The organism is Streptomyces sp. AC602_WCS936 (assembly GCF_019049125.1).
Classification (GTDB): domain Bacteria; phylum Actinomycetota; class Actinomycetes; order Streptomycetales; family Streptomycetaceae; genus Streptomyces.
Genome location: NZ_JAGMUF010000066.1, coordinates 93,024 through 115,318 on the forward strand (window position 1 = coordinate 93,024; position 22,295 = coordinate 115,318).

The window sequence follows — 22,295 nt, forward strand, 5'->3', positions numbered from 1 at the left end:
GCGGTGGCCCCTCCCTCAGCTCGGCCTCGGCAGCCGCTTGTTGATGAACAGGCCCTCCGCGGTGACGCAGACCTTGCCGCCGGCCGAGATCTCGCCGGAGGTGCGGATGCGGGAGCCGTCCACCGAGTCCTGCCGGCCGGTGACGGTGAGCGGCTCGAACAGCGGGGTGGGCCGCAGGTAGCGCAGGGTGAGTTCGGCGGTCATCCCGGAGGGGCCGGCCCAGTGGTTGTCCACGCCCAGCGTGTGGTCGAGGAGCAGCGCGGAGACGCCGCCGTGCACGTGTCCGGGTGGCCCCTGATAGGGGAGGTCGAGCGTGACGGTGCCGGAGACGGAGCGGTCCTCGGCGCCGTGCAGGGCGAGCGGCGGGGCGAGGGCGTTCTCCGGGCCGGTGACCGGGTCGTGGCGGGTGACGCCTTCGCCGCGCCACATCTCGGCGAGGCGTTCCGGGACGGTGGGGGCCTTCTCGGTGAGTTCGTCGGCGAGGGCGTCGAGGCGGGCGGCGATGCCGTCCATGTCGGCGCCGGTGCCGTCGCCGGTCCGCAGCAGCGCGGTGACGAGGCGGCGGGCCGCGGCGACGGCGGCGTCGACGCCGCCCGGGTGGCGTTCGGCCACCAGGCGGGGGCCGGTCGTCGGGCCGGTGGTGTCGTGGGTGGGGACGTTCATGGGCGCACCGTCGCCTTCGCGTGGGTCAGGACGGGCGCGCCGTCGCGTTCGGGGCAGGCGGTGTGCAGCAGGAGCCCCTCGGTGCCGTCGTCCGCCGGTCCGTCGCGCCACACCGAGGTGGTGAGGGACTCGCCGGGCACCAGGGGGCCGGCGAAGCGTACGGCGAGGCCGGTGAGGCGGGTGACGTCGCCGTCGAGGAGGCCGTCGACCAGGGCCTTGGCCAGCAGCCCGTAGGAGGCGAGTCCGTGCAGGACGGGCCGTTCGAAACCGGCCGAGCGGGCGAAGGACGGGTCGGCGTGCAGTGGGTTGAGGTCACCGTTGAGGCGGTACCACAGGGCCTGCTGGGGCGTGGTGGCGGTGGTGAGCACGGTGTCGGCGGGCCGGTCCGGTGCCGTCGGTTCCTCGTCCGGTCCGGGGCCGGCGCCGAAGCCGCCCTCGCCGCGGGCCCAGATGCGGGTGGTCGTGGTCCACAGCGGTTCGCCGTCGGGTGCGGTGGCCGCCGACTCCAGCACGATCAGCGCCGCCCTGCCCTTGTCCCACACCTCGGCGACGCGCGAGCTGAGCGTCGCGGTACCGGAGGCGGGCAGGGGGCGGTGCACGTCCAGTCCTTGGCCGGCGTGGAGCACGGCCCGCAGGTCGACGTCGATGCCGGGCAGGTGCAGGCCGGGCGCGGGGCCCTCGCCCGCGGAGATACCGGTGCCGGCCACCACGGCGAAGGTGGGGAGCACGGCGAGGTTCTTCTCGTAGGTGAGGTGCAGTTCGGGGTCGGTGGCGGCGTCGGTTCCCGCTCCCAGGCTGAGGTGGTAGAGGAGGACGTCGCGGGTGGTCCAGCGGATCTCGCGGACCGACGGCGGCGCGGTCAGCGCCTTCTCGCGGTCGATGGGCATGGTCAGCCTTTCCGGGTGGGCTCGGGGTCGCGCGGCAGGCCGAGGAGGCGCTCGCCGATGATGTTCAGCTGGACTTCCGTGGTGCCGCCCGCGATCGACAGGCAGCGGGAGTTGAGGAACATCCACATGGGGTCGTGGCGCTGTCCCTCCCCGCTCAGCGCCGCGTCGCCGAGCCAGTCGACGCAGGTCTCCCAGACCCGCTGCTGGTGTTCGACGCCGAGGAGCTTGGCCACGGACGCCTCCGCGCCCGGCTGTCGGCCGGAGACGGTGCGCAGGGTGGTGCGCAGGCCGAGGACGGCGCCGGTCTGGGCGTCGCAGAGGTGGCCGCCGAGGACGGTGAGGCGTTCGCCGTCCAGGCTGTCCGAGGCGGCGGCGATCTCCAGCAGGGTCTCGGCGCCGGAGCCGACCGAGTCGTGGGAGAGGGCGACGCGTTCGTTGGCCAGGGTGGTGCGGGCGAGTTTCCAGCCGTCGCCGGGCGCGCCGACGAGGAGGTCGTCGGGAATGAACACGTCGTCCAGGAACACCTCGTTGAACTCGGCCTCGCCGGTGATCTGCCGCAGCGGCCGGATGTCGATGCCGGGGCCGGTCATGTCGAGGAGGAAGTACGAGATGCCCTTGTGCTTGGGCACGGTGGTGTCGGTACGGGCGAGCAGGACGCCCCAGTGGGCGTCGCGGGCCATGGACGTCCACACCTTCTGCCCGGTGACACGCCAGCCGCCATCGACTTTCCGGGCTCGGGTGCTGAGGCCGGCCAGGTCGGAGCCGGCGCCGGGTTCGCTGAACAGCTGGCACCAGACGATGTCGCCGCGCAGGCTGGGCGTGAGGAAGCGCTCCTGCTGGGCCGCGTCGCCGTGGGCGATGAGGGTGGGCACCACCCAGCCGCCGATGATCATGTCGACGGGGGTGAGGTCGGCGGCCCGCAGCTCCTCGGCGATGACCAGCTGGGTGACCGGGTCGGCGCCCTTGCCCCAGGGGGCGGGCAGGTGCGGGGCGGTGTAGCCGTGGTCGGCGAGGTGGGTGAGGCGTTCCTTGCCGTCGAGTGCGGCGGCGGCCCGCAGTTCGGCGCGGACGTCCTCGCGCACGGTCTCGGCCTCCGGCGGCAGTTCGACGCCGAGTCGGCGTCGGGTGCCGTCCAGGGCGAGGCGGGCGACGCGGCGGCGCCAGGCGGCGGCCGGGCCGAGGGCGGTGCGCAGCGTCTGGGCCCGGCGCAGCGCGAGGTGCGCGTCGTGCTCCCAGGTGAAGCCGATGCCGCCGAGTACCTGGACGCAGTCCTTGGCGGTGACGAAGGCGGCTTCCACGGCGACCGCGGCGGCGACGGCGGCGGCGAGCGCGGCCTCCCGGAGATCCTCCCCGGTGCCGTCGGTAAGGGCGTCCTGGGCGCGGGCGGCGTCCCAGGCGCAGGCGCGGGCCTGTTCGGCGTGCGCGAGCATGCGGGCGCAGCGGTGCTTGACGCCCTGGAACTGGCCGATCACGCGGCCGAACTGCTCCCGTACGCGGGCGTGGTCGGCGGCGGTGGTGACGCAGCGGTCGGCGATGCCGGAGGCCTCGGCGGCGAAGAGGGTCGCGGCCAGGTCGTGGGGGCGCCGGGGGGCGAGGCCGAGGAGGTCGGCGGCGGGGACGGGTACGGAGCGGGCGGTGACGCGGGACGAGCGGCGGGTGAGGTCGTGGCTGCGGACGTCGTCGGTGTCCACGGCGGCTCGGGGCAGGACCAGCCAGGTGGTGCGGCCGTGGTCGGCGGCGGGGAGCACGAACAGGTCGGCGAGGTGCCCGCCGACGACGAGGTCCGAGGTGCCGCTGACGGTGACCGTTCCGTCGGCGGCGCGGGCCAGGGTGAGGGTCCCGGGGCCGAGACCGACCGCGCCCACGGTGGTGCCGGCGGCGAGCGCGGCGAGGTGGGTGCGGTGTCCGGCGGCGTGCAGGACGGCCGAGGCGAGGGTCGTCGGCAGGAAGGGGCCGGGGGCCAGGGCGCGGCCCAGTTCCTCGGTGACGACGGCGAGTTCGAGCAGGCCGTAGCCGGCGCCGCCCACGTCCTCGGGCAGGTGCAGGCCGAGCAGGCCCTGTGCGGCGAGGCCGCCGAAGTGGTCGGGGAGCGTCTCCTTGCCGGCGTCGGCGGCGGAGCGCAGGGCGTCCTCGGTGAGGTGCCGGACGGCGAAGGCCCGCACGGCGTCGCGCAGGTCGCGGTGCTCCTGGGTGAGCCCGATGGTCATGACGGCTCCTCAGACGCGTTCGATGACGGTGGCGGTGGAGTGCGCCCCGCCGGCGCACATGGTGATCAGCGCGGTGGACTTGCCGGTGCGTTCCAGTTCGTGCAGGGCCTGGGTGACGAGGCGGGCCCCGGTGGAGCCGACGGCGTGACCGAGCGCGATGGCCCCTCCGTTGACGTTGACCTTGTCCAGGTCGGCCTTGTGGACCTGCGCCCAGGACAGGACGACGGAGGCGAAGGCCTCGTTGATCTCGACGAGGTCGATGTCGTCGAGGGTCATACCGGCCTTGCGCAGCACCTGCTCGGTGGCGGCGACGGGGCCGTCGAGGTGGAAGTACGGGTCGGAGCCGACCATCGTGGAGGCCACGATGCGGGCTCGGGGGCGCAGGCCCGCGCGGGCGGCGCGCTCGCGGCTCATCAGCAGGACGGCGGCGGCGCCGTCGCTGATCTGGGAGGAGTTGCCAGCGGTGTGGATGCCGTCGGGCAGGACCGGGGCGAGTGCGGCGAGCGCTTCGGCGCTGGTGTCGCGCAGTCCCTGGTCGCGGGTGACGAGGGCGCTCTCGCCGGTGGGGCCGTCGGGGCCGGTGGCGGGGGCCTCGACGGGGATGATCTGCCGGTCGAAGCGGCCTTCCGCCCAGGCCCGGGCGGCCTTCTGCTGGGAGGCGAGGCCGAGGGCGTCCGCGTCGGCGCGGGTGATGCCCCGGTGCCGTGCGATGCGCTCGGCGGCCGTGAACTGGTCGGGCATGTCCAGGGTCCAGCTGTCCGGGACCGGGCTGCCGGTGTCGGGGGTGCGCGCCTTGCCGAGGAAGACTCGGCTCATGGACTCGACGCCGCAGCCGATGCCGGTCTCGACGGCGCCGGCCGCGATCAGTCCGGCGACCAGGTGGATCGCCTGCTGGGACGATCCGCAGGCGCAGTCGATGGTGGTGCAGGCTGTGGTGTGCGGGAGCCCGGTGTGCAGCCAGGCGTTGCGGGTGACGTTGTTGGACTGCTCACCGGCCTGGGTGACACAGCCGCCGACGACCTGTTCCACGGTATCGGCCGGGATGCCCGCGCGCTCCACGAGGCCCTTCTGGGCGAGGCCGAGGAGTTCCGCCGGGTGCAGCCCGGACAGGGCGCCGCGGCGCCGGCCGACCGGTGTCCGCGCGGCTTCGACGATGACGGCCTCGGTCATGGTTCTCCGTAGGGGGGTGCGGGTCCACGGGCGGGCCGCGGACGGACTGGCTGGGTGGCTGGTCGGGCCAGCGGGCTGACTGGGCCGATGCCGGGAAACTAGAATTCGTTCTCGAAATGGGCAAGGTCCAGTCCCGCTCAGTGGCCACGGCCCCCGCGCGCCGCGAGTCGCGGGGTGCCCCGTCAGATGTGCGACCCGTCAGATGTGCGACCCACCGTCGACCCGCAGCTCGGCGCCCGTGAGGTAGGCCGCGTCCCGCGACGCCGCGAAGGTGATCACTCCGGCGATCTGTTCCGGTTCGGCGGTGCCGAACGGCGCCCGGATCCGCCCGTAGTACGACACGTCCAGCTCCGGCGGCAGCACCTGCGGTCCCGCCAGCGGCGTGGCGACCGAGCCGGGCGAGACGGGGACGACGCGGATGCCCCGGTGGGCGACCTCCGCGGCCAGGGACAGCGAGAAGCCGAGGACGGCTCCCTTGGAGGCGGCGTACGCGGTCATGTACGGGTTCCCGTGTGCCGCCGCCGACGAGGCGACGTTGACGACGACACCGGTGCGGTCCGGGAGCAGGGGGAGTGCCTCCCGGCAGAACAGGGCGGTGCCGACCGCGTTGACCGTGAAGAGCCGTTGCATGTCGGCGACCGCCAGCCGGTGGATCGGCGTCGTCCGGTGGATGCCCGCCACGTTCACCAGGACGTCGATCCCGCCGAGCGCCTCGGCGGCCGCCGCCACGGCGCCCACCACCGCGTCCTCGTCGGCGACGTCGGCCACGTGGGGCGTGATCCGCCCGGGGCCGCCGGCCGCGGCGACGGTCTCGGCGAGGCCGTCGCCGGACAGGTCGACGGCGAAGACGGCCGCGCCCTCGGCGGCCAGCCGCAGGGCGGTGGCCCGGCCGATGCCGGAGCCCGCCCCGGTGAGCAGGACCTTCACACGGTCGAATCGGTTCATCTCGGCTCCTCGCTGCCCCTGCCGGTGGACGGAGCGGCGGACGGTACCCGCCCCGGCGCGGGCGGCGCGCCGCCGGTCCCACCGACCGGGACGACCCGCTCACCCGGGCCCGCGAAACGGCGGTTCCGGTCAGTGGGACTCCCCCGCCTCGGTGCCGGTGTCCGGTCCTACCGTCCGGACCGTGGAGACCACGCGTCCTGAGGGGATGAGAGCAACGTGAGCGCAGTCGAGTCGGCACACGACGACGTCCGGGCCATCGAAGCCGCCGCGGCACCCGCCCGCTTCGCGCGCGGCTGGCACTGCCTGGGTCTCGCCGAGAAGTACAAGGACGGCAAGCCGCACTCGGTGCGGGCCTTCGGCCAGAAGCTGGTGGTGTTCCAGGCGGGCGACGGCACGCTGAACGTGCTGGACGCGTACTGCCGCCACATGGGCGGCGACCTCTCCCAGGGCACCGTCAAGGGCGACCAGGTCGCCTGCCCGTTCCACGACTGGCGCTGGGGCGGCGACGGCCGCTGCAAGCAGATCCCGTACTCGAAGCGGGTCCCGCTGCGCGCCCGCACCGCGGCCTGGCCGACCCTGGATCAGGACGGCATGCTCTTCGTCTGGAACGACCCGGAGGGCAACCCGCCGCCGCCCGACGTGACGATCCCCCGCATCGAGGGCGCCACGAGCGACGAGTGGACCGACTGGATCTGGTACGAGACCGTCGTCGACGCCAACTGCCGCGAGGTCGTCGACAACGTCGTGGACATGGCCCACTTCTTCTACGTGCACTACTCCTTCCCGACGTACTTCAAGAACGTCTTCGAGGGCCACACCGCCACCCAGTACATGCGCGGCACCGGCCGGCCCGACGCCCGCCCCCAGGAGCAGGACGACAGGCCGAGGACCACCGGCAGCAACTCGGTGGCCTCCTACCACGGTCCGTCCTTCATGATCGACGACCTGACCTACCACTACGCCGACGCGGATGACGTGCGGTCCGTCCTGATCAACTGCCACTACCCGGTGGACGCGAACCGCTTCGTCCTCCAGTACGGCATCGTCGTCAAGCGCTCCCAGTCCCTGTCGGGCGAGGCGGCCGACGAACTCGCCGCCGGGATGGCCCAGTTCATCAAGCTCGGTTTCGAGCAGGACATCGAGATCTGGAAGAACAAGACCCGCATCGACAACCCGCTGCTGTGCGAGGAGGACGGCCCGGTCTACCAGCTCCGCCGCTGGTACGAGCAGTTCTACGTCGATGCCGCCGAGGTGACGCCGGAGATGACCGACCGCTTCGAGTTCGAACTGGACACCACGCGGCCCGTCGAGGCGTGGCAGAAGGAGGTCGAGGCGAACCTCGCCCGCAAGGCCGCCGCCGCAGAGAGCCGGCCGGTCTGATGCGGGTCGACAACCGGCTCGTCGACAGCGCGCCGATGCGCCCGCTGGCCTGCGAGCGGTGTGCCGCCGAGGTCCTGGTGCGCAAGAGCAGCTGGCAGCAGACGAGCGTGCAGTGGAACGCCCGGGCCACGGCGGCCTGCGCGGAACGGGAGGGGGCAGGCGGGGCCTTCGAGGGCTGCCGGTCCCTGAGCGACACGATCCGTGAGGCGGCGCTGCGGGGCACGATCGAGGTGGTGGACGGCGGCGCCGACCGGGTCCCGTAGGGCCGGTCCTCACCATACGTCCGCCGGGACACGTCCCCCGGGCCCGGCGGGCACCACGAAGAGGCCGGGTACGCGCACCTCGCGCACCCGGCCTCTCCTCGCATCCGCTTCCGGCGTTATCCGCCCGCCGCCGCGATCCCCGCCCGGCGGCCGAAGAACGTGCCGTCGCCGAGCGAGGTGCCGCTGACGTACCCCTCGCCGTGGATGCCGGACGCCGCCCGGCCCGCGGCGAACAGGCCCGGCAGGACGGAGCCGGACACGTCGAGCACCGCGCCGTCCACGGTGGTGCGCAGCCCGCCCAGGGTGAAGCCGGCGGCGCCCGTACCGGCTCCCGCGCTCGGTCGCCCGCCCTGGTGGAAGCCCGCCCTCGGGTCGATCGCCGCGAAGGGGCCCTCCAGCGGGCGCAGCCAGCGCGCGTCCTTGTGGAAGTACGGGTCCCGCCCGCTCGCCGCGTACCTGTTGTAGGTGCCGACGGTGGATTCCAGGGCGCCCGCCGGCATGGCGAGTTCCCGTTCCAGCTCGGCCAGCGTCTCGCAGACGAACCGGGGCACGACGCCCCAGCGTTCGCGCTCGGGGACCGCCTCGTAGCCCTCCTCGTCGACGATCACCCAGTAGGGGCCGGGCTGGGTGCGTACGGCGGCGACGCTGAACAGGCCGGGATACACGTCCTCGTTGACGAAGCGCTGCCCGTGGCCGTTGACCAGCATGCCCCGCACGGCCAGGGCGGGCAGCGCGGTCAGCGCGAGCTGGACGACGCCCATCCCGCGGGTGGCGGCACCGATAGCGCAGGCCATCCGGATGCCGCTGCCGTCGTCGAGTCCGTCGCTGACCCTGCCGTGGGCGAGCAGGTGCGGGGCGTGGTCGGCGAGCATCTCCTCGTTGTCGGCGAAGCCGCCGGTGGTCAGCACCACCCCCTTGCACGCCCGGCACGCCAGGTCTTCGCCGTGCCGCCGGGCGGTGACGCCCACGACCCGGCCGGTGTCGTCGTCCACGATCAGTGCGGTGGCCAGGGTGTCGGAGTGGACCACGGTGCCGGCGTCCTCGGCGGCGGCGACCAGCTTCTCCATCACCAGCCAGCCGCCGTATGCCTCGGTGGCCGCGCGGTGACCGCGCGGGGCGGGCCGGGCGATCTCGTTGTACGGCCAGGCGTTCTCGCCGAGCCACATGAGGCCGTCGCGGGTGGTGGGCATCCAGGTGGGCGCGTCCCACAGGGTCGGCTCGAAGGCCAGCCCCCGGTCCACGAACCACTGGAAGTGGGCCACGCTCTCCTCGCAGTACAGGCGCAGCTTCTCCTCGTCGGCGTGCGGGCCGAGGGCGGCCCGCAGGTAGCCGAACATGTCGTCCGGGCTGTCCACGAAGCCGCACGCCTTCTGCACCTCGGTGCCGCCGCCCAGGTAGAGCTCGCCGCCGGACAGGGCCGACGAGCCGCCGGGGCCGCCGGCCCGTTCCAGGGCCAGGACGTCGGCGCCCGCCGACGCGGCCTCGAACGCGGCGGCGGCCCCCGCGCATCCGAGGCCGACGACCAGGACGTCGGTCTCGGCCGTCCAGCGGGTGACCGTTCCCGCGCGGACCGGGGTCACCGGCCGCGGCCGGGCGGTGCTCACGTGGCCGCCGCGGGCGGGGTGAAGGCGGCCAGCGGCTCGGAGCCGGACCAGTCGTGGCCCCAGTAGCTGTCGGCGGTGATCTCCTCGGCCGTGTAGTGCCGTTCGTCCACGCGCATGCCGTCGCAGCCGTACTCGATGTCCCAGCCGCCGGGGGCGCGCACGTAGAAGGAGACCATCTTGTCGTTGGTGTGGCGGCCCAGGGTGGAGGAGAGCGAGAAGCCCTCCCGGTTGACGTTGTCCAGGGCGCGGCCGACCGCGTCCAGGGTGTCCACCTCGACCATGAGGTGGACCAGCCCGGGTTCGCCGCTGTGCGGGGCGGGGCAGACGGCAAGGCTGTGGTGGCGTTCGTTGACGCCCATGAAGCGCACCCGGCGGGGCGGCGCGTCGGGCGACTGGCCGCTGAGCCGGATGCCGCCGCGGGGCAGGAAGCCGAGCACCTCGGTGTAGAAGGCGACGGTGTCGTCCATGGCGGTGGTGGGCAGCACGACGTGGCCCATGCCCTGTCCGTCGGTGACGAACCGCTGTCCGAGGCCGGTCAGGACGGGGCTGTGGTCGAGGATCGGGGCGAAGAACACCTCGACGGGCACGCCGGCCGGGTCCTCGAAGGCGATGGCCGCCTCCACGCCCCGGTCGTCGGCCTCCTCCTGGCTGAGCATCTTCACGGGCGTGCCGGACGCCTCGACGGCGCGGCCGACGGTGGCCAGGGCGAACTGGTCGCGGACCTCCCAGCCGACGGACAGGACCCGGTCGCCGTCGCCGGGCAGGACGGTGAGCCGGGAGCGGCGTTCGTCCATGCGCAGGTAGAGGCCGTCGGGGTCGGGCCCCGAGCCTTCGGCGAAGCCGAGCGCGTCCACGGTCAGCTCGCGCCAGCGGTCGATGTCCCGGGTCTGGACGCGGAGGTATCCGAGCCCTCGTATCTGTGTCATGTGTCGTCCTCTCCCTGGTCGTCAGATCATCGAGCGCATCGGGCCATGCGGGGGTTCCACGCCGATCTCCGTCAGCGCCGAGGCGTGGAAGACCGAGCCGGGCACGTGGATGGCGTGGGCGAGACCGGTGTGCACGTCGCGCCAGAACCGCTGGATCGGGTTGTCCAGGCGCATCGCGTTGCCTCCGGAGCGGGCGACGATCTCGTCGACGGCGCGGACCGCCCGCCAGGCCGCGGCGGTCTGGGTGCGGCGGCCGACGGCGCGCCGCTCGAAGCTGATCTCCTGTCCGGCGGCGACCATGTCGTACATCCGGCACACGTTGTCCAGGAGCGCGGCGCGGGAGGCGGCGATCTCGGCCGCCGCGTCGCCCACGGCGTAGAGGACGTACGGGTCGTCCTTCACCGCCTGGCCGGTGATCTGCACGCGGTCGCGCTGGTGGGCCAGGTGGTGGGCGAGGGCGCCCTCGCACATGCCGATGACGGCGGAGGTGATGCCGAGCGGGAAGGCGGCGGAGAACGGCAGCCGGTAGGCGGGGTTGGTCAGGCCGGACTCGGCGGCCAGGGAGCCGTCGACCACCTTGGCGTACTCGATGACCCGGTACGCGGGGACGAAGGCGTCCTTGACGACGACGTCCTTGCTGCCGGTGCCGCGCAGCCCGACCACGTCCCAGGAGTCCTCGACGATCTCGTAGTCGGCGCGCGGCAGGATGACGTGCACCGACTGCGGCGGGTTGAGCCGGTTGCCGTCGGCGTCGGCGAGGAAGCCGCCGAGGAAGATCCACCGGCAGTGGTCGGTGCCGGAGGAGAACTGCCAGCGGCCGTTGAAGACGTAGCCGCCGTCCACGGGCCTGAGGACACCCATCGGCGCGTACGGGGAGGCGATCCAGGTGTCGGGGTCCTCGCCCCAGACCTCCTCCTGGACCCGCGGGTCGGCCATCGCCATCTCCCACGGGTGGACGCCGACGACGCCGGCGACCCAGCCGGTGGCGCCGTCGCAGGCGGCGATCCGCATGACGGTCTCGGCGAACTCGCGCGGGTGCAGTTCGAGTCCGCCGTACGCCTTCGGCTGGAGCATGCGGATGGCGCCGACGTCCCGCAGGACCTTGACGGCCTGGTCGTCGAGCCTGCCGAGCGCTTCGCTCACGGGACCGAGGGCGCTGATCTCGTCGGCGCGCGCCTCGACGGCCTCGAGTACGGAATTGGGCATGCCGTGTCTCACTTCCCCGGGGAGGTCTGGGCGGCGGCTCGGTCCTTCTCGGCGAGGGCGACCGCGATCTCGATGAGCTGGTCCTCCTGGCCGCCGACGAGCTTGCGGCGCCCGGCCTCCAGCAGGATCTCGGCGCCGGAGACCCGGTACTTGTCCGCCTGGCGGGCGGCGTGCTTCAGGAAGCTGGAGTAGACGCCTGCGTAGCCCATGGTCAGCGACATGCGGTCGAGCAGGCACTCGCCGTCCATGACGGGCCGCACCACGTCCTCGGCCGCGTCGACGATCTTCAGTACGTCGATGCCGGTGCGGATGCCGAGGCGTTCCGCGACGGCCGCGAACCCCTCGACGGGCGTGTTGCCGGCGCCCGCGCCGAAGCGGCGGGTCGAGCCGTCGATCTGGGTGGCTCCGGCGCGCACGGCGAGGACGGAGTTGGCGACGCCGAGGCCCAGGTTCTCGTGGCCGTGGAAGCCGACCTGGGCGTCGTCGCCGAGTTCGGCGACGAGGGCGGCGATGCGGTCGCTGGTCTCCTCCATGACGAGGGCACCGGCGGAGTCGACGACGTAGACGCACTGGCAGCCGGCGTCGGCCATGATCCGGGCCTGGCGGGCGAGTTCCTCGGGCGGCCGGCTGTGCGACATCATCAGGAAGCCGACGGTCTCCAGGCCCAGTTCGCGGGCGAGGCCGAAGTGCTGGACGGCGATGTCGGCCTCGGTGCAGTGGGTGGCGATCCGGCAGATGGCGGCGCCGTTGTCGGCGGCCTCGCGGATGTCGTCCTGGAGGCCGAGGCCGGGCAGCATGAGGAAGGCGATCCTCGCGCGCCGGGCCGTCTTCACGGCGGCCTTGATCAGCTCCTGCTCGGGGGTGTGGCTGAAGCCGTAGTTGAAGGAGGACCCGCCGAGGCCGTCGCCGTGAGTGACCTCGATGACGGGGACGCCCGCGTCGTCGAGGGCGGCCACGATGGAGGTGACGTGGTCGACGGTGAACTGGTGCTGCTTGGCGTGCGAGCCGTCCCTGAGGGACGAGTCGGTGACGCGGATGTCCAGGTCGGTGCTGTAGGGCATGACTCGTGTACTCCTCGGTGAGCGGGGTCAGGCGCCGGCGCGGCGGGCGGTGATCCGCTGGGCGAAGCCCTCGCCGACCTTGGTGGCGGCGGCGGTCATGATGTCGAGGTTCCCGGAGTACGGGGGCAGGAAGTCGCCCGCTCCCTCCACCTCCAGGAACACGGCCACGCGGGCGAGTCCGCCGCTGACCGTGCTCGGCTCGTCGTACTGCGGTTCGGCGCGCAGCCGGTAACCGGGCACGTAGGAGGCGACCTTGGCGACGGTCTCGCGGATGGACGCGGTGACGGCGGCGCGGTCGGCGTCGGCGGGGATCGCGCAGAGGACGGTGTCCTGCATGAGCATGGGCGGTTCGGCCGGGTTGAGGATGATGATGGCCTTGCCCTTGGCGGCGCCGCCGATGGTCTCGATGCCCCGGGAGGTGGTGCGGGTGAACTCGTCGATGTTGGCGCGGGTGCCGGGTCCGGCGGACGGTGAGGCGACGCTGGCGACGATCTCCGCGTAGGAGACGTCGGTGACCCGGGAGACGGCGTGCACGACGGGGATGGTGGCCTGTCCGCCGCAGGTGATGAGGGAGACGTTCGGGGCGTCGAGGTGGTCGCCGAGGTTGACGGCGGGCACGACGGCGGGTCCGATGGCGGCCGGGGTCAGGTCGATGGCCTGGATGCCGAGTTCGGCGTACTTGGGCGCGTTGGCCTTGTGGACGTACGCGGAGGTGGCCTCGAAGACGAGGTCGGGCCGTTCGGTGCCGGACAGCAGCGGGTCGACGCCGTCGGCACTCGTGTGCAGCCCGTGGTCGGCGGCGCGTTTGAGGCCGGGGCTCTGCTCGTCGATGCCGATCATCCAGCGCGGCTCGATGGTCCCGGAGCGCAGGAGCTTGTACATCAGGTCGGTGCCGATGTTGCCGGATCCGACGATCGCGGCGGTCGCCTTGGTCACTGTTTCGAACCTCATCCGAGTCGAGGAAGGGCAAAGAGGATGGGAGGGCAGGACGGTCAGCCGTCGTAGGTGACCTTCAGCCGGTCGCTGACCGGGCGGGCCTGGCAGGCGAGGACGAGTCCGTCGGCGATGTCCTGGGCGTCGAGGACCTCGTTGCGCTCCATGACCACCTCGCCCTCGACGAGGACGCAGGCGCAGGCGCTGCAGGCGCCCTCCCGGCAGGAGTAGGGGGCGTCGAGGCCGGCCGCGAGGAGCACGTCGAGCAACGGCTTTCCGCGTGGCCAGTCGACGGTGCGGGTGACGCCGTCCAGTTCCACCTCGGCCGTGCTGACGGGCCCGTCGGTCTCCGGGGCGGGATCGGTGTCCGGCCGGGCGAACGGGTCGCCGGTCAGGGAGGTGAACCGTTCGACGATGACACGCTGCGGCGGGACGCCCAGGTCGGCGAGGGCACCTGTGGCGAGGTCCATGAAGGGTCCGGGCCCGCACACGAAGGCGGGGCGGCCGGCACAGGGCCCGGCAAGTGTCCGCAGACCGGCTGCCGTGGGCCGGCCCTGGAGGGACTCCAGCCAGTGCAGGACGGTGAGGCGGTCGCCGTACTCCCGGGCCAGCTCCGCCAGTTCGTCGCGGAAGATGACGTTGTGCTCGTCGCGGTTGGCGTAGACGAGGGTGACGTCGCCGGTCCCGGCGTGCAGGGCGGAGACGAGGATCGACATGACCGGAGTGATGCCGCTGCCGGCGGCGATCAGCAGGAAGTCGCCGTCGAGCGTGTCGGGGGTGAAGGTGCCGGCGGGCCGCAGTACTTCGAGAGTGTCGCCCTCGGTGACGTGGTCGCAGATCCAGTGGGAGGCGTAGCCGCCGGGGGTGCGTTTGACGGTGACCCGCAGCAGCTCGTCGCGGACCGGGGAGCTGCACAGGGAGTAGCAGCGCGCGGCCCCGCCGTCCCGCTCGGAGGGCACCCGGACGGTGAGGAACTGGCCGGGCCGGTAGGCGAACGCGGCCCGGTCCTCGTCCGCGGGTTCCAGAACCAGCGAGTGCGCGTCGGCGGTCTCCCGGATCACCTTGACGACGCGTACGGTCAGCGGTCCGGGGCTCATGGCGCGCCCCCGGCGGTGACGGACCGGGTGCGGACGCCGGCCGCGTGCCGGGCGGCGATGTGGCCGAAGACGATGGACGGGCCGATGGTGGCGCCGGGACCGGCGTACTCGCCTCCCATCACGGACGCGGAGGTGTTGCCCGTGGCGTACAGCCCGTCGATGGCGGTGCCGTCCTCGCGCAGGACCCGGCTGTGCTGGTCGCAGACCAGACCGCCCTTGGTGCCGAGGTCGCCGACCTCGATGCGCACGGCGTAGTAGGGGGCCTTGTCGATCTCGTCGAGGTTGGGGTTCTTCAGGGTGGGGTCGCCGTAGTAGCGGTCGTAGGCGCTGTCGCCGCGGCCGAAGTCGGTGTCCTTGCCGGCACGGGCGAAGCCGTTGAACCGTGCCACGGTGTCGGCCAGCGTGTCGCGCGGGACGCCGATCTTCCCGGCGAGTTCCTCGACGCTGTCCGCGCGGTGCACGATGCCGTTGTCGTAGAACGCCTTGGGGAACGGCATGCCGGGCAGGACCTGCGCGAAGGGGTAGCGGGCGCGGGCCTTGGCGTCCATCACGAACCAGGCGGGGACGTGCCCGCCGGCCAACTGGTCGTGGACGAAGTTGACGTACGGCGACGACTCGTTGGTGAAGCGCCGCCCGTCGCCGGAGACGATGACCGACGGCGGGATGCAGCGTTCGGAGACCAGGGGGATGGTCGCGCCGGAGGGGTGGTGCACGGACGGCATCCACCAGGCGTCGTCCATGAGGTCGAGGGCGGCGCCGAGGGCCTGGCCGGCCGCGATGCCGTCGCCGGTGTTCTCGACGGCGCCGGCGCTGTGGTTGTCCCGGCCGCCTTCGGGGAGGTACTTCTCGCGCATCTCCCGGTTGTGGTCGAAGCCGCCGGTGGCGAGGAGCACGCCGTGCCGGGCGCCGACGCGGACGGTGCGGCCCTCCCGGTCCAGGACGACACCGGTGACCTTTCCGGCGTCGTCGACGACGAGTTCGGTCATCGGGCTGCGCAGCCACACCGGCACGCCGGCGTCCTTGAGAGCCATGCGCATGCGTGCGACCAGGGCCCGGCCGCCGGTGGCCATGTGGCGGCGGCGGACCACGTTGGACGAGACGCGCCAGGCGGCGACGACCGAGGCCCAGCGTCCGCGCCAGGTCCGCTTCACCATGGCGAGGTCCCGGTAGTCCTTGGCGGTGATCCACAGGCCGAGGGGGCCCTTGAGGCTGTTGGGCCGCTGGTACTTCTCATCGTCGCCGAGCCTGCGGGTGTCGAAGGGCAGCGCCTCGACGGACCGGCCGAGCGGGCGCCCGCCCTCGTACTCGGGGTGGTAGTCGGCGTAGCCCTTGACCCAGAAGAACCGCATCCAGCGGCTCTTGCCGAGCAGGGCCATGGCGGCCGGCCCGTGGTCGACGTAGGCGTCGAGGCGGGCGGCCGGCACCCGGCCCTCGGTGAGCCGGTCCAGGTAGCGGCGGATCGAGTCGCGGCTGTCGTCGTGGCCCTTGGCGCGCAGCGTGGGGTTGTTGGGGATCCAGATGCCGCCGCCGGAGATGCCGGTCGTGCCGCCGTACATCTTCCCCTTCTCGACGACGACGGTCGACAGTCCGCTGTCGGCCGCGGTGAGCGCGGCGGCCATGCCGCCACCGCCGCTGCCGACGACGACGAAGTCGAACTCCTCGTCCCAGCCCTGCCGGGCGGGGGCGCTCACTTGTCGTCCTTGCGGGTGAGGAAGGCGAGGACGGCGCTCTCCCAGGCGGCCTTCTGCTCGATCATCACCCAGTGCCCGCAGTCGGGGAAGACGTGCAGCTCGGCGTCCGGGATGGTGCGCATCGGCAGGATGGCCATGTCGACGGGGCTGACCCGGTCGTCGCGGCCCCAGGTGAGCAGCGTCCTCGCCTTCAGCCGGTGCAGCAGCGCCCAGTACGGTGCCTCGTCGGAGGCGGCCGCGGCGGCGGCCCGGGCCGCGAAGGCGGCACTGCCGTACATGCGGCGGGCACTGGCGAGCGTGTCCGGGTCGGTGGCCTGCGCCCAGCGCTCCTCGATCAGTTCCTCGGTGACGAGCGACGGGTCGTACACCATGGAGTGCAGCCAGCGCACCAGGCCCTCGCGGGACGGGGTGTCGGTGAACTCGGTGAGCAGCTTGATGCCTTCGCCGGGCCCGGGGCTGAACACGTTGCGGCCGATGCCGCCGATCGTGACCAGGCGGCGCACCCGCTCGGGGTGGTCGAGGGCGAACCGGGTGCCGACGATGCCGCCCATCGAGTTGCCGATGACGTCGACCTGCTGGAGCCCGAGGCCGTCCAGGAACCGGGTCACCGCCGGACCCGCGGTCGCCATGGGGTGTCCGTCGACGGGGTCGCTGACGCCGAACCCGGGGAACTCCAGGACGAGACAGCGGAAGTGCTCGGCGAACGTGGCCAGGTTGTTCCGGTAGTTGCGCCAGCCGGTGACCCCAGGCCCGGAGCCGTGCAACAGGAGCAGGGGCGGGCCGTCACCGGCCTCGTGGTAGCGCAGCACGCCGTGTTCGGTCGGGAGTTCGCGCAGTGTGGAGTCGTGGCTCAGCTCCGTCATCATCCCTGCCCTCGGTTGACCTTGCTGGTCGGTGATCGTGGTGACCGGTGGCTCTCCGGGTGGCCGCCGGCTGCGGGCGGTCACGGGGGCCGTGTCATCGGTTCCCGGACGGTAGTCACGGCCACCGGGACCGCGCGGGGTACGTCTCGGTGAGCGGGACGGGTACGTCCGAGGGAGTGCCGGCGGGGTCCGCCGTCCGCGCCCCGGGCGGCGTTCCACTCATCGGGAACGGTCCCCTGGCGCGGTCGGCCGGTGACCTAGCTTCGGCTCCCTGCCCGCTCCCGGGCACATCACCGCAGCGTCCCCCTCGAGGTGAAAGCCATGACCGCAGAGTCCCTGTCCCCGCCCGAGGCCTGCCAGGAGACCGACCCGACACCCCAGCGGATGCGCGGTGCCCTCGGGACGTTCGCGTCCGGGGTCACCGTGGTGACGGGGGTCGGCCGGGACGGCACCCCGGTGGGTTTCGCGTGCCAGTCCTTCGCGTCGGTCTCGCTGGAACCGGCACTGGTGCTGTTCTGCGCCGATCACCGGGGGCGCGCGTGGCCGAGGATCAGGGAGTCGGGGCGGTTCGCCGTGAACATCCTGGCCGCCGAACAGACGGATCTGTGCGGCCGGTTCGGTTCGGGCAAGGGGCGCAAGTACGAGGGCCTGGACTGGGAGCTGTCCCGCTGGGGGACGCCGTCGCTGCCCGGCGTCCTGACCCGGGTGCACGCCGATGTGTACGACGTGCACACCGCGGGCGACCACGACGTGGTGGTGGGCCGGGTCCTCGCCCTGGAGACGGTGACCGACCGGGAGCCGATGCTCTTCTTCCGCGGCGGGTTCGGCGTCGAGAGCCCGGCCTCCGGCCCCCTCGCCCCGGAGCTGTGGGGCTGGGGCGACAACTGGGGGTGAGCCGTGGTCGCCCCGCGGGTGGCGCCGACGGCCCGCCCTACTGCCAGTCGCCGTACTGACCGGCCGCCAGGAGGCGGTCCATGGTCTGGGGCGACCAGGTGCCCTCGGCGGCGTCCGTCGCGCGGCGCGGCGGTCCGGCCTGGATCTCCGCCTGGGCCTCCGCGCCGGGGAACAGTTCCCGGGACACCTGCCGGGCCGCGTCCACGACCAGCGGGGCGACCTTCTCCAGCGGCGACCAGGCGTCTCCTACCAAGGAGATCGCGGCGACGGGTCCCTCGGGGCCGCGGACGGCGGTGGCGACGCACGCGATGTCCGGGAAGCACTCGCCGCGCTCGAAGGCCAGGCCGTGACGGCGCCGGATGCGGTTCAGCTCCTGGTGCAGCGTGCCGAGGTCGCAGATCGTGCGCTGGGTCAGGCGGCCGATGGTGCCGCCCGCCCTGGCCTCGACGTCCTCCGGTTCGAGCCAGGCGAGCATGGCCTTGCCGAGGGCCGTGGAGTGGGCCGGTGCCCGGCCTCCGACTCGCGAGGGGACGGTGGTGGCGAACCGGCCTCCGACCTTGTCGAGGTAGTAGACCTCCGCCCCGTCCAGGACGGCCAGGTGGACGACGAGACCGGTCCTGATCTGCAGGTGGTGCAGTCGCGCGGCGGCCGCCTCACGAATCCTGCTCTGCGACCCGTCTCCCCCGCCGAAGCCGAGTGCCCGGCGGCCGAGTCCGTAGCCCAGGCCGGTGTGCTCGAGCCAGCGCAGCCGCACCAGCTGGTCGAGTATCCGGTGCGCCGTCGACCTGGGCAGCCGGGTGCAGCGGGCCACTTCCTCCAGGGACAGCCGGGCCGTGCGGCCCTCGAACAAATCCATGATGAGCGTCACCCGCTCGACCATCGACGGCGGCAACTCGCGACGGGCCGGCGCGTGCGTGGTGGGAAGGCCATCGACAACCGTCATGGGAGCCTCCAGTCACAGACTGAAATGAATTCTTGTTTTCCGGAATGTAACAGCGCGCCCGTGCCTGGAGAAGACATGCGCACGTGCTGTTTCGTACGAGACCTCCGGGAAGCGGCTCGCCGCCCCTCCCACTCACCGGGAAAGGACACTGCCGCCGCCGCGGCCCCTACCGGCACGCTCGAAGGGCGCCCCGCGTCGGTGAGACACGGGGCGCCTTCCGAGCAACCGCCAGAAGGGGAGACGCTGATGCCCGTCGATCTGACAGGGAAGGTCGCGCTGGTCACCGGCGCGGCGCGTGGCATGGGCCGGGCCGAGGCGCGCCTGTTCGCCGCGCTCGGGGCCGAGGTGGTCCTCACCGACGTGCGGGAGGACGAGGGCCGGGCGACGGCCGCCTCCCTCGGCCCGGCCGCCCGTTTCGTACGGCACGACGTGACCGACGAGAAGTCCTGGGAGGCCGCCGTGGCCGCCGCCGTGGACGCCTTCGGCCGGCTCGACGTGCTGGTCAACAACGCGGCGATCTACACCACCTCCCCCGTCGTCGACGAGGACCCGGCCCGCCTGGAGGCGCTGCTCCGGGTCAATCTCATGGGCCCGTTCCTCGGCATCCGGGCCGTCGCCGCGGCCATGCGGGCCGGCGGTGGCGGGTCCATCGTCAACATCTCCTCGCAGGCCGGTTTGCAGGGCATCTGGGGGCACGGTGCGTACGGGGCCGCCAAGTGGGGGCTGCGCGGCCTGACCAGGACGGCCGCGTTGGAGCTGGGCGCGGACGGCATCCGGGTCAACTCCGTGCACCCGGGGGCCATCGCCACGGCGATGACCGGCCACCTGGAGACCAAGGAGCACCCGGGCGCTCCGCTCGGGCGGGTGGGGGAGCCGGAGGAGGTCGCCCGCCTCGTCGCGTTCCTGGCCTCGGACGACGCGTCGTACCTCTCCGGTGCGGAACTCGCCGTGGACGGCGGGGCGTCGGCGGGTCGGATGCCGGTCTTCGGGCAGAAGGGGGCGGTGGCGTGATCCGGCCCGCTCCCGAGGTGCGGGCGGTCATCGACCTGGCCGCCGCGCACTTCCCGCCGCTCGGCACGGAGATGACGGACATCGCCGAGGTGCGTGCCTTCTTCGACGCGCGTCCCCGGCCGGCCGGCGTGCCGCATCCCGTCGCCCGGGTTTCGGACCGGGACGCGGACGGTGTACCGGTGCGCGTCTACCACGGGAGCCTCGGCGAGGGCGCCCCCGTGATCGTGTTCTGCCACGGCGGCGGCTTCGTCGTGTGCGATCTCGACAGCCACGACGGCCTGTGCCGGTCGATGGCCGACGCCACGGGTACGGTCGTCGTCTCCGTGGACTACCGCCGCGCCCCCGAGCATCCCTTCCCCGCCGCCCCCGAGGACGCGTACACGGCCCTGCTGTGGGCGGCACGGACGTTCCCGGGCCGCCGGATCGCCGTCGCCGGGGACAGCGCGGGCGCCACCCTCGCCACGGTCCTGACGCTGCTCTCCCGTGACCGGGGCGGCCCCGCGATCGCCTTCCAGGCACTCTACTACCCGATGCTCGACCCCGCCCGCTCCCGGCCCTCCCACCGCGAGAACGGCCAGGGCTACTTCCTCACCGGTGACCATCTGCGCTGGTACTGGGACGCGTACCTGCCGACGGCGGCCGACCGGACCCACCCCTACGCCGCTCCCCTCCTGCGCGCCGATCTGACCGGGCTGCCTCCGGCGTACGTCGTCACGGCCGGCTTCGACCCGCTGCGGGACGAGGGCCTGGCCTACGCGCGGGCCCTGGACGCGGCCGGAGTGCCGGTGACGGCGCGCCACTACCCGGGGATGTTCCACGGCTTCCTGTCCATGGCCTCGGCCCTGCCGGAGGTGGCGGCGGCCTGCGAGGCCGCGTTCGCCGCCCTGCGCACGGCGCTCGTCGGCGAACGGCCGCCGGGCGCGGCGCCGCATCTCAACGGTTCCTGATCAGGTCGAAGCCCTTGTACCCCGAGTCCGCCACGTCCGCGATGATCTCCCCGTACGTCCCGAGTCCGCCGATGAACGGCATGAACACCCGGGGCTTGCCCGGTATGTTGGCGCCCAGGTACCAGGAGTTCGCCGACGGGAACAAGGTGGCGTCCGCCCGGTCGCGGCACTCCGCGACCCAGTCGTCGACGGCCTCCTCGGTCGCCTCGATCGCGAGGTGGCCGTGCTCGCGGAGGTGGTGCAGGCAGGCGCCGAGCCAGTCACCGTGCTGCTCGGCGCACAGCACCACGTTGGCCAGTACGGACGGGCTGCCGGGCCCGGTGAGGTTGAAGAGGTTCGGGAAGCCGTCGACGGCGAGGCCCAGGTAGGTGCGCGGGCCCGCAGCCCAGGCGCTCCGCAGTGTCCGGCCGGCGCGGCCACGGACGTCGATCCGGTCGGCCGCGCCGGTCATGGCGTCGAACCCGGTCGCGAAGACGATGGCGTCGAGTTCCACCAGCGTGCCGTCCGCCAGCACGAGCCCGGCCGGGTCGATCCGTTCGATCGGGCTCGCGCGCAGGTCGGCCAGGCGCACGTGGTCGCGGTTGAACGTCTCGTAGTAGTCGGAGTCGGTGACGATCCGCTTGGTGCCGATCGGGTGGTCGGTGGGGACCAGCAGGTCGGCGGTGGCCGGGTCGTCGACGAGGGCGCGGACCTTCTCCTCCCAGAAGGTGCGCGCCGCCTCGTTGGCCCGCGGGTCCGTCAGCTGGTCCGGGAAGGTCTTCGAGTACAGGACTCCGCCGAGTTGCCAGCGCTTCTCGTATGCGGCCCTGCGCTCCTCCTCGGACACCTCGAAGGTGCGGGACGGGTGCGTGCTGTGCGGTGAGCCGCCGCCGCTGCTTCGAGACAGCCGCCGCCGCTCGGCGTAGTCCGCCTTCAGCCGCCTGCGCGTCTCGTCGTCCAGGGGCTTGTTGCCGGCGGGGATGCTGTAGTTGGCGCTGCGCTGGAAGACGGTCAGGTGCGCGGCCTGTGCGGCGATCAGCGGGACGGACTGGATGCCGGAGGAGCCGGTGCCGATCACGCCGACGCGCAGCCCCGTGAAGTCGACGCCCTCGTGCGGCCATTCGCCCGTGTGGTGGGTGTCTCCGGCGAAGTCCCCGGCTCCGGGGATGTCCGGCGTGTGAGTGCTGGAGAGGCAGCCGACGGCGAACACGCAGTACTGGGCGGACACGGTGTGCCCGCGGTCCGTGCGCACCGTCCAGCGCAGCGTCTCCTCGTCCAGTTCGGCCGAGGTCACCGAGGTGGCGAAGGTGTAGTCGCGTCGCAGGTCGAAGCGGTCGGCGACATGCCCCAGGTAGCGCATGATCTCCGGCTGGGTGGCGTACTTCTCGCTCCAGTCCCAGGTCTGCTGGAGGTCGTCGTCGAAGGAGTACGAGTAGTCCACGGACTCCACGTCGCAGCGGGCGCCGGGGTAGCGGTTCCAGTACCAGACGCCGCCCACGTCGGCGCCGCGTTCGAAGCCGCGCACCCGGAAGCCGAGTTCGCGCAGCCGGTGCACGGTGTACAGGCCGGTGACGCCGGCTCCGACGACCACGACGTCGGCCGTCTCGGTGATGCGGTCGTTCACG

General features: G+C 73.0%; 20 protein-coding genes. 5 read left to right on the forward strand and 15 right to left on the reverse strand.

The features are described 5' to 3' along the window. Positions 1-15 precede the first annotated feature (15 nt). The 5 genes from KUM03_RS22275 to KUM03_RS22295 all read right to left on the reverse strand — a co-directional run bounded on the left by KUM03_RS22275 (position 16) and on the right by KUM03_RS22295 (position 5,872). Positions 16-663, reverse strand: a complete 648-nt coding sequence (locus tag KUM03_RS22275; protein ID WP_217251045.1) for a PaaI family thioesterase — start codon at positions 661-663, stop codon at positions 16-18. Then, positions 660-1,550 carry a MaoC/PaaZ C-terminal domain-containing protein gene (locus KUM03_RS22280; RefSeq protein ID WP_217251046.1) on the reverse strand — a complete coding sequence of 297 codons (891 nt, stop codon included), beginning with the start codon at positions 1,548-1,550 and terminating at the stop codon, positions 660-662. Before KUM03_RS22280 ends, KUM03_RS22275 begins: the two co-directional genes overlap by 4 nt. A 2-nt stretch (positions 1,551-1,552) precedes the next feature. Continuing rightward, positions 1,553-3,757, reverse strand: a complete 2,205-nt coding sequence (locus tag KUM03_RS22285; RefSeq protein WP_217251047.1) for an acyl-CoA dehydrogenase — start codon at positions 3,755-3,757, stop codon at positions 1,553-1,555. A 9-nt stretch (positions 3,758-3,766) separates the two neighbouring features. Then, on the reverse strand, positions 3,767-4,927 hold the full coding sequence (locus KUM03_RS22290) for a steroid 3-ketoacyl-CoA thiolase (protein WP_217251048.1): 1,161 nt from the start codon (positions 4,925-4,927) through the stop codon (positions 3,767-3,769). 198 nt (positions 4,928-5,125) lie between these two features. Next, the gene (locus tag KUM03_RS22295) at positions 5,126-5,872 is read right to left on the reverse strand and encodes an SDR family NAD(P)-dependent oxidoreductase (protein WP_217251049.1); all 747 of its coding nucleotides are present in this window, start codon (positions 5,870-5,872) and stop codon (positions 5,126-5,128) included. Between the two features lie 216 nt (positions 5,873-6,088). Between KUM03_RS22295 and KUM03_RS22300 the strand changes: the two genes are divergently transcribed. Both KUM03_RS22300 and KUM03_RS22305 read left to right on the forward strand, forming a co-directional pair. Next, a complete protein-coding gene (locus KUM03_RS22300) occupies positions 6,089-7,252 on the forward strand; it encodes a Rieske 2Fe-2S domain-containing protein (protein ID WP_217251050.1) in 1,164 nt (387 codons plus the stop codon). After that, the gene (locus tag KUM03_RS22305; RefSeq protein WP_254399709.1) at positions 7,252-7,515 is read left to right on the forward strand and encodes a ferredoxin; all 264 of its coding nucleotides are present in this window, start codon (positions 7,252-7,254) and stop codon (positions 7,513-7,515) included. Before KUM03_RS22300 ends, KUM03_RS22305 begins: the two co-directional genes overlap by 1 nt. Before the next feature lie 116 nt (positions 7,516-7,631). On the opposite strand, the gene KUM03_RS22310 is transcribed toward KUM03_RS22305, so the two are convergent. Genes KUM03_RS22310 through KUM03_RS22345 form a run of 8 tightly spaced genes read right to left on the reverse strand, consistent with a single transcriptional unit; the run spans position 7,632 to position 16,899 of the window. Further along, positions 7,632-9,119 (reverse strand): FAD-dependent oxidoreductase, encoded by a 1,488-nt coding sequence (locus KUM03_RS22310; protein ID WP_308406383.1) that lies wholly within the window; start codon positions 9,117-9,119, stop codon positions 7,632-7,634. Beyond that, positions 9,116-10,045 (reverse strand): VOC family protein, encoded by a 930-nt coding sequence (locus KUM03_RS22315; RefSeq protein WP_217251051.1) that lies wholly within the window; start codon positions 10,043-10,045, stop codon positions 9,116-9,118. Before KUM03_RS22315 ends, KUM03_RS22310 begins: the two co-directional genes overlap by 4 nt. Positions 10,046-10,066: 21 nt before the next feature. Further along, positions 10,067-11,251, reverse strand: a complete 1,185-nt coding sequence (locus tag KUM03_RS22320) for an acyl-CoA dehydrogenase family protein (RefSeq protein ID WP_217251052.1) — start codon at positions 11,249-11,251, stop codon at positions 10,067-10,069. A gap of 8 nt (positions 11,252-11,259) precedes the next feature. Next, positions 11,260-12,312 carry a 4-hydroxy-2-oxovalerate aldolase gene (gene dmpG, locus KUM03_RS22325; protein ID WP_217251053.1) on the reverse strand — a complete coding sequence of 351 codons (1,053 nt, stop codon included), beginning with the start codon at positions 12,310-12,312 and terminating at the stop codon, positions 11,260-11,262. A 27-nt stretch (positions 12,313-12,339) separates the two neighbouring features. Continuing rightward, positions 12,340-13,263: an acetaldehyde dehydrogenase (acetylating) gene (locus tag KUM03_RS22330; protein WP_374225364.1), complete on the reverse strand. Its 924-nt coding sequence runs from the start codon at positions 13,261-13,263 to the stop codon at positions 12,340-12,342. Between the two features lie 41 nt (positions 13,264-13,304). Then, positions 13,305-14,342, reverse strand: a complete 1,038-nt coding sequence (locus tag KUM03_RS22335; RefSeq protein ID WP_217251055.1) for a ferredoxin--NADP reductase — start codon at positions 14,340-14,342, stop codon at positions 13,305-13,307. Beyond that, positions 14,339-16,033, reverse strand: a complete 1,695-nt coding sequence (locus tag KUM03_RS22340; RefSeq protein WP_217251056.1) for an FAD-binding protein — start codon at positions 16,031-16,033, stop codon at positions 14,339-14,341. Before KUM03_RS22340 ends, KUM03_RS22335 begins: the two co-directional genes overlap by 4 nt. Further along, positions 16,030-16,899, reverse strand: coding sequence for an alpha/beta fold hydrolase (locus KUM03_RS22345; protein ID WP_217251057.1), 870 nt, complete (start codon positions 16,897-16,899; stop codon positions 16,030-16,032). The genes KUM03_RS22340 and KUM03_RS22345 overlap by 4 nt, the downstream gene beginning before the upstream one ends. Positions 16,900-17,217: 318 nt before the next feature. On the opposite strand from KUM03_RS22345, the gene KUM03_RS22350 reads away from it, so the two are divergent. Then, the gene (locus KUM03_RS22350) at positions 17,218-17,790 is read left to right on the forward strand and encodes a flavin reductase family protein (protein ID WP_254399710.1); all 573 of its coding nucleotides are present in this window, start codon (positions 17,218-17,220) and stop codon (positions 17,788-17,790) included. 37 nt (positions 17,791-17,827) lie between these two features. Here the strand turns inward: KUM03_RS22350 and KUM03_RS22355 are convergent, their stop codons facing one another. Then, entirely contained in the window at positions 17,828-18,733 is a 906-nt protein-coding gene (locus tag KUM03_RS22355; RefSeq protein ID WP_374225365.1) for an IclR family transcriptional regulator, read from the reverse strand. A 246-nt stretch (positions 18,734-18,979) separates the two neighbouring features. Here KUM03_RS22355 and KUM03_RS22360 point away from each other — a divergent pair, with 246 nt between their 5' ends. Both KUM03_RS22360 and KUM03_RS22365 read left to right on the forward strand, forming a co-directional pair. Beyond that, positions 18,980-19,744, forward strand: a complete 765-nt coding sequence (locus tag KUM03_RS22360; protein WP_217251058.1) for a glucose 1-dehydrogenase — start codon at positions 18,980-18,982, stop codon at positions 19,742-19,744. Further along, a complete protein-coding gene (locus tag KUM03_RS22365) occupies positions 19,741-20,691 on the forward strand; it encodes an alpha/beta hydrolase (protein ID WP_308406384.1) in 951 nt (316 codons plus the stop codon). Before KUM03_RS22360 ends, KUM03_RS22365 begins: the two co-directional genes overlap by 4 nt. Here KUM03_RS22365 and KUM03_RS22370 read toward each other — a convergent pair. Further along, the gene (locus tag KUM03_RS22370) at positions 20,678-22,294 is read right to left on the reverse strand and encodes an NAD(P)/FAD-dependent oxidoreductase (protein ID WP_217251059.1); all 1,617 of its coding nucleotides are present in this window, start codon (positions 22,292-22,294) and stop codon (positions 20,678-20,680) included. The genes KUM03_RS22365 and KUM03_RS22370 overlap by 14 nt on opposite strands. Between the last annotated feature and the right edge of the window lies 1 nt (position 22,295).

Coding starts and splice junctions, on each gene's coding strand:
- KUM03_RS22315 (WP_217251051.1), bottom strand. CDS start 10,045: ATGACACAGATACGAGGGCTCGGATACCTCCGCGTCCAGACCCGGGAC.
- KUM03_RS22280 (WP_217251046.1), bottom strand. CDS start 1,550: ATGCCCATCGACCGCGAGAAGGCGCTGACCGCGCCGCCGTCGGTCCGC.
- KUM03_RS22360 (WP_217251058.1), top strand. CDS start 18,980: ATGCCCGTCGATCTGACAGGGAAGGTCGCGCTGGTCACCGGCGCGGCG.
- KUM03_RS22330 (WP_374225364.1), bottom strand. CDS start 13,263: ATGAGGTTCGAAACAGTGACCAAGGCGACCGCCGCGATCGTCGGATCC.
- KUM03_RS22320 (WP_217251052.1), bottom strand. CDS start 11,251: ATGCCCAATTCCGTACTCGAGGCCGTCGAGGCGCGCGCCGACGAGATC.
- KUM03_RS22355 (WP_374225365.1), bottom strand. CDS start 18,733: ATGACGGTTGTCGATGGCCTTCCCACCACGCACGCGCCGGCCCGTCGC.
- KUM03_RS22275 (WP_217251045.1), bottom strand. CDS start 663: ATGAACGTCCCCACCCACGACACCACCGGCCCGACGACCGGCCCCCGC.
- KUM03_RS22305 (WP_254399709.1), top strand. CDS start 7,252: ATGCGGGTCGACAACCGGCTCGTCGACAGCGCGCCGATGCGCCCGCTG.
- KUM03_RS22335 (WP_217251055.1), bottom strand. CDS start 14,342: ATGAGCCCCGGACCGCTGACCGTACGCGTCGTCAAGGTGATCCGGGAG.
- dmpG (WP_217251053.1), bottom strand. CDS start 12,312: ATGCCCTACAGCACCGACCTGGACATCCGCGTCACCGACTCGTCCCTC.
- KUM03_RS22285 (WP_217251047.1), bottom strand. CDS start 3,757: ATGACCATCGGGCTCACCCAGGAGCACCGCGACCTGCGCGACGCCGTG.
- KUM03_RS22290 (WP_217251048.1), bottom strand. CDS start 4,927: ATGACCGAGGCCGTCATCGTCGAAGCCGCGCGGACACCGGTCGGCCGG.
- KUM03_RS22350 (WP_254399710.1), top strand. CDS start 17,218: ATGACCGCAGAGTCCCTGTCCCCGCCCGAGGCCTGCCAGGAGACCGAC.
- KUM03_RS22295 (WP_217251049.1), bottom strand. CDS start 5,872: ATGAACCGATTCGACCGTGTGAAGGTCCTGCTCACCGGGGCGGGCTCC.
- KUM03_RS22345 (WP_217251057.1), bottom strand. CDS start 16,899: ATGATGACGGAGCTGAGCCACGACTCCACACTGCGCGAACTCCCGACC.